General features: G+C 63.4%; 4 protein-coding genes. 1 reads left to right on the top strand and 3 read right to left on the bottom strand.

Going from position 1 to position 6,090, the window contains the following annotated elements:
- Window positions 1–145: 145 nt before the first annotated feature.
- Together G7Y85_RS20465 and G7Y85_RS11950 are read right to left on the bottom strand one after the other, a co-directional pair.
- Entirely contained in the window at window positions 146–1,477 is a 1,332-nt protein-coding gene (locus G7Y85_RS20465) for an OmpA family protein (protein WP_277817157.1), read from the bottom strand.
- A 61-nt stretch (window positions 1,478–1,538) separates the two neighbouring features.
- Window positions 1,539–4,172, bottom strand: coding sequence for a TonB-dependent receptor (locus tag G7Y85_RS11950; RefSeq protein ID WP_166257028.1), 2,634 nt, complete (start codon window positions 4,170–4,172; stop codon window positions 1,539–1,541).
- Between the two features lie 263 nt (window positions 4,173–4,435).
- Here G7Y85_RS11950 and G7Y85_RS11945 point away from each other — a divergent pair, with 263 nt between their 5' ends.
- Window positions 4,436–5,110, top strand: coding sequence for a TetR/AcrR family transcriptional regulator (locus tag G7Y85_RS11945; protein WP_366514956.1), 675 nt, complete (start codon window positions 4,436–4,438; stop codon window positions 5,108–5,110).
- A gap of 94 nt (window positions 5,111–5,204) precedes the next feature.
- Here the strand turns inward: G7Y85_RS11945 and G7Y85_RS11940 are convergent, their stop codons facing one another.
- Window positions 5,205–6,062 (bottom strand): phytanoyl-CoA dioxygenase family protein, encoded by an 858-nt coding sequence (locus G7Y85_RS11940; RefSeq protein ID WP_166257022.1) that lies wholly within the window; start codon window positions 6,060–6,062, stop codon window positions 5,205–5,207.
- Between the last annotated feature and the right edge of the window lie 28 nt (window positions 6,063–6,090).

Raw genomic sequence — 6,090 nt, 5'->3', positions numbered from 1 at the left:
TCGATCGGCGCCGGCAGGATCTCGATCATCTTGTGCGCCAGACCCGCTGCCAGTGCCCAGATCAGCAGCGCGTGGAACGCCACCACGGCGCCGATGCCCATCATGCGCCGGCGCGGATCCTCCTGATGCTGACCGAGCTGCATGTCTACTGCCCGACCGGCAGCTCGGCCACTGGCGGCTCACCCGTCGCCGCATCGGCAGCGGGTGCATCGGCCGGCGGCACGTTCATGTCGTCGCCCGACGGCGATGCATCGCCGGCTGGCGCTGACGCCGAGGTATCGGTGGCCGGCGCCGCAGCGCTGGTGATCTTCAGTTCGACACGGCGATTGAGTTCGCGACCTTCGTCGGTATCGTTGTCCGCGATCGGCTGCGTCTCGCCGAGACCGACCGCGCTCATCCGATCGGCAGCGACGCCGTGCTCGCCGAGATACTGCATCACGGCCTGTGCGCGCGACTCCGAAAGCTTCTGGTTGTAGTCGTCGCTGCCCCTGGAATCCGTATGACCGTCAACCTCGACGTGAACATCCGGCGCCGCTTTGAGTGCATCGGCCACGCCATCGAGTATGGTCTGGGCATTGACAGTCAGCTTCGCCTTGTCGAATTCGAAGTTCACGCCATGCAGCACGATGGTATCGCCGACCGCACAGCCCGACAGGTCGACCCGCTGACCGGCTTCCGGCGGCTTGCACGGCGGCGGCAGCGGACAGCCGACATCGTTGACCTGGGTGCCGGCCGGCGTGTTCGGACACTGGTCCTTGTCATCCGTGACACCGTCGCCGTCGCTGTCGACGGGCGCCGCCACCGGCACCACCGCAACCGGCGCCGCAACCGGTGCCGGCGAGGGTTCCGGGAATCCCAGAGGCAGTTGCAGACCGAGATTGACGAGCACGTCGTTGAAGTCGTTCGGCGCCGAGATGTCGCCGCTGCGGCGATTCACGAGGTCCGCACGATGGCCATAGCGGTACACCGCTTCGGCGCGGATGGCGAATTCATAGGGTCCCAGACTCAGCGGAAGCAGATCGCCGACGCCGCCCGAGTAGGTCGTCATCATGAAATTGTGCGACTCGAGCGCCCCGTTCCGGCCGTCCGGCGTCTTGAAGCCATCGTTCTGCAGCAGGCCCAGACCGATCAGACCATAGAAGTTGTGGGCGATCGTCGATGACGACGATGAAAACGGGAACATCAAGCCGTTGATGCCGCCACCGAACTGTTCGACCGAACCACCACTCTTGAATGGCACGCGAGCGTAGTCGCCCATCATCTCGAGTGCGTACCAGCCACGCCGGTAGCCAATGCCCAGTTGCCCGCCGACGCTGGTCTTCAGCTTGCCGTCGCCGGGAAACAGACCGCTGGCCATCGGTGCAATGTAAGTGCCGTCGTACAGCGGCGAGGTGTCGTCCTGGGCAAGCGCCGTCGAGGCGACGGTCGCCGCGATCAAACCAAAGCCCGCCACGGCACAACGATTCACTATGTTCATCATGTTGATCCCCAAATTCACGCTAATTGAGTGAGCACCTGATCATTCGATGCGTCGGGACTCAGAAGTCCAGGCCGAGCCGGATACCGAAGGTGCGCGGCGGCGCCAGATACTCGAGGGTGCCGGTATCGAGGATGAACTTGGAGTACGTGTAGCGTTCGTCGGTGAGGTTCTTGCCGAAGACCGTGGTACGGAAATGCCAGGGCTCGTAGAGATAGCTGACGGACGCGTTGACGACGTAGTAGCTGTCCTGCTTCGACGTCGGGGAATTCTGCGCGAGGTAGTAGAAGCCGCTGTTGTAGTAGAGGTCGGCGGCCAGTTCGATGTTGCCGTTGCCGATGCCATCGATGATCTGATTGAGCCCGAACGAACCGCTCAGCTTCGGTGTGCGGGTGATCTTGTTGCCGGTGAAATCCTGTCCGGTATTGATGCCGCCCGGCAGACGACCGAAGAAGATGCCGTCGGTCAGTCCGTAGCCGCTGCCCTGCGGATAGCTGGTGAAGATTCCATGCAGATAGGTCAGTCCGCCAGCCACCACCAGGCCCGGATCGAGCGTCCTCAACGGGGTCCACTGCGTATCGAATTCCGCGCCACGGATACGCGCGCCCGGTGCGTTTTCCAGCTGCGCGACACCACCGCCGAGCACCGAGATGAACTGCACCTGCATGTCGTGAATCTTGTTCTGGAACGCGGCCGCGTTGAAGCGCAGCGCACCATCGAGGAACGTCGACTTGATGCCGAGTTCGGTGGTCTCGACGGTTTCCGGCTTCACGTACTGCGGCTGCGTGTAGACGTTGACGGTCTTGAAGGTGCCGCTCTTGTAGCCCTTGGTCCACGACAGATAGGTCATGACATCTTTCGTGAAGTTGTAGTCGAGCACGAACTTCGGCGACAGATCATGTGATTTCTTGCTCGGCGTGTTGAACGACAGCAGCGGCGCCTCGCTGCCATCGGTGTTGATCAGCAGCACGTCCGACTGGATGACGTGCCGCTGTTCCTGCTGATAGCGCACACCGGCCGTGAAGCTGAACGAGTCGTTGAAGTGCACCGTTTCCTGCGTGTAGGCCGCCCACGACTTGGTGCCGAGCTGATCATGCAGCGACACATCGACACCGTTCGGCACGCCGCCGTTGGGCAGGCCGAGACCGTCGGTCAGCGTGTTCAGCAGATTGGCCAGAGGACCGCCGCCGGTCAGCAGACCGGTGAGCGCCGACGGTAGCGGAATGCCGGCGATCTGGCCGTTGGACAGTCCGCCCAGAACCGAAAGGCGGTTGTCCGGGAAGCCGGACTTTTCCTTGAAGTAGTAGAGCCCGACGATGCCGTCGAGCCAGTCGGGAAGCATGCCGTCCTTCTTCGAGACGAGCTGCAACTCGCCCGTCGTCACGTCCGCGAACTGTCCCGGCGCGCCGAACTCGATGAACGGAACCCGCGTGCCGTCGAAGTCGAAGTAGTTGTCGGCGACGATCTTCTGATGGCTGCCGAGCAGCTTGACGTCGAGCCAGTCCGGACGATAGTTGAACTGCCCGTAGACCACCTTGTTGTTGGAACGGAAATATCCCGGCACGTCGACATCGGTGCGGTACGTTCCCGGCTGGACCGTCGTCACGCCGTAAAGCGTGTCCAGCGACTTCTGGATGAGGCTGGGATCGACATTGGGCATCGCGCTGGAGCTGAGGCCCTGCGTCAGATCGACGAAGCCCGCGATGTTGAAGTCGAGATTGTCGAGTATGTCCCACTTCAGCTTGACACGAGCCGCGTTCTCCGTCGTGCCAGGCAGTGAGCGTGCCGTCGATGCATCACCACCAAGGTTCAGCGGCGTCGCGGGATTGTCGATCGTGCCCTTGTAGTAGCTGTCCTCTTCGTTGTGGACCACCGACAGACTCGCCGCCAGCGAATCGACGATCGGGATGTTGACGTATCCACGCAATTTCATGTCGTTGTAGCTTGCGTAACTGGCAAGCAGGGAACTCTCGAAATCCGGCCCCGGCGACTTGGTGACGGTATTGATGGCACCGCCCGTCGAGTTGCGGCCGAACAGGGTCCCCTGCGGACCCTTCAGGACTTCGACGCGCTCCACGGCGCCGAATGCCTGGGAAAGACCGTTGGCGAACGGGTAGTAGATGCCGTCGATGTAGGTCGCGATGCTCGGGTCCGAGTCCGGCAGGAAGGCATCGGAGCCGACGCCGCGGATGTAGATCACGGCGAAGTTGACGGTCTGGCCGTAGTACATGCCGGGCGTCGCCTGCGCAAGCCCCTTGGCATCGTCGATCCCTTTCGCGTCCAGCGCATCGGCGCTGAATGCCGTGATCGAGATCGGAACCTTCTGGATGTTCTCCTCGCGCTTCTGCGCGGTCACGATCACTTCCGCCATCAGACGGTTGCCGGCGGGCGCCGCCTTGCCGGCGTCCACCGGCGGCGGCTCGTCGTTGCCCACCGCCAGCGTGCCCGGGTACGGCTCCGGCGCCGCGGCATCCGCGGTCGCGTCCGCTCCGGCCGGCGCCTGCGACGGATCGGCCGTCGAAGAAGCGCCAGTGGCGTCGTCGGCCGGTGCGGCTCCGGCGGCGCCGTCACTCGCCACCGGAACGTCGACGCTGTCGCCCGCCGTTTGATCCTGCGCCCACGCCATTGTGGGCAGTGCGGCCGGCAGGGCCGCAGACAACGCAAAAGCCAGCGCCAACCTGGATTCGGTAGACATCGTCACATCTCCTCCGCTATGTGTTCTTTACAGGCCGACTGCTGCGACCAGGGCCGGGGCAAGCCTTCCGTCGGCAGCCTTCGAGCTGGGCTTAAATCTATTGCTCATAGTTACAGATGTCAAGATTTGTAATTCGATGCGCTCCGGGCCGCCGATTGGCCGCTAGAGCCGGCGCCGGCAACGAAATCACATGCGCGATCCGCGCCCGCCCCCTAACATACGCACAATGACGGTACGTCGTGGGGTGAACCAGCGACCGACGGGTGACGACAAGGAGAAGCTGCAAGGTGAAGACGACGACCGCCTCATTCCGACGTGACGCTCGCGTCGAGGACAAGATCATCGACGCGACCATCAAGTGCTTCGAACGTTACGGAATTCAAAAAACGTCCATGGACGACATCGCGAAGATCGCCAAGATCTCGCGGCCGACGATCTATCGTTATTTCCCCTCGCGCCATCACCTGGCTGTCGAGGTGCTGGTCCGCGAGATCCGCGATCACGTGCGCGTCGTCATTCCGATCCTGCGCGAGGAGCCCTACCCGCCCAAGGCAATGATCGACGCGATCGTCATGGCCATCTCGACGGCACGTGACCATCCGTACACGCGCATCGTCACCAGCGACGCCGGCAGCGAACTGCTTGCGCGCGTGCCCGGCTCGGATCAGTCCCTGCTCGACGCGATGGGCGAGATGTGGCTGACCTTCCTGAACCGCTGGCGCGAGGCTGGATACTTCAGGCCTTCCGTGCGGCTCGACGATCTGCTGCTGTGGATCACGTTCTACATGCACACGACGGTCGGCAAGGGCGATTTCCTTGCGATTACCGAAGACCGCATGCGGCGCATGCTCGGCGCCCTCTTGATTCCGTCGGTATTCGACTTCGACCGGCTGGCTGCCGAATTCCCGACACAGCACGCCGCGTTTCTCTCCAGCTGATCAGGATCGGGACGCCGCAGCTTCGGGCAATCGGTCGCTGCATGCGCAAGCAAGGTCGCAGCTCCGGAAACCGGGTCGCCGGCACGCAGCCGCGCTAGCGGGAATGCGACCGGTTCATTACCGGCGCCACCCAATCCTCGCGCAAGGCCTTTGCCGGATGACTGGCGCTGACGTGCCCCATGAACGGCGCCCAGATGTCGTACCCCAGCAACTGCTGAAGGCGTGGCGACATGTCGCGCGCCAGTGACGCCGGCACGCCGAGAAAATAGTTTTCCTGCGTGCGCGCCCACGGCTCGCAGTACTGGTTCGAGAAGGCCAGTCGCGGCGCGTCGCTGCGATTGGCGCCGCCTCGGTGCAGCAGCGTGCCGAGAAACACGACACAGGCTCCAGCCGGCATCCGGGTCGCTCGCAGCTGCGCCTGCAGATCATCACGCGCAGGCGCATCGGCGTCATGGCCATCGTAAATGCCGGCAATCTGCGCGTCGCTCCAGAGATGGCTGCCGGGCAGCATATCCGTCCCGCCGTTGTCGGCCGTGAACGGGTCGACTGCGACGATCGTCGAGACGCTGATGGCCGGCCGCGGGCGAGGAATGCGATAGAACTGATCGTCGTAGTGAATCGGCTGCGGCGTCTCGCCGGGATGGATGCGGATCGCCTGACTCGCCGTCAGCAGATAGCCCGGCTGCAGCAGGCGATCGAGCAGCGCCAGCACGCGCGGATCTTCGGTGATGCGCTCGAAGATCGCGCCGCGTGCCACCAGCGTGTAGACACGCTCGGTCTTGTGCCCTTCGAAATTGTTGCGGCCGCTGTGCCGATCGAGATGCGGCGCCAGACCTTCGCGAACCTCGCGCAGATCGCTCGCCGTCAGGAAGTCGTCGATGATGCTGTAGCCGTCACGCTGCAGATTCTGCAGGTGCTTCTCGACATCGAAAGCCGGAGCATTGTCGACCATCGCGGAGGTCCTCGTTATCGGTGTTGCC

Source organism: Solimonas terrae (assembly GCF_011067135.1).
GTDB classification, from domain to species: domain Bacteria; phylum Pseudomonadota; class Gammaproteobacteria; order Nevskiales; family Nevskiaceae; genus Solimonas; species Solimonas terrae.
This window is presented reverse-complemented; position numbering and strand designations above follow the sequence as displayed.

What these genes read in the sequence shown, in the direction of transcription:
- G7Y85_RS20465 (WP_277817157.1), bottom strand. Translation starts at nt 1,477, where the DNA reads ATGAACATAGTGAATCGTTGTGCCGTGGCGGGCTTTGGTTTGATCGCG.
- G7Y85_RS11950 (WP_166257028.1), bottom strand. Translation starts at nt 4,172, where the DNA reads ATGTCTACCGAATCCAGGTTGGCGCTGGCTTTTGCGTTGTCTGCGGCC.
- G7Y85_RS11940 (WP_166257022.1), bottom strand. Translation starts at nt 6,062, where the DNA reads ATGGTCGACAATGCTCCGGCTTTCGATGTCGAGAAGCACCTGCAGAAT.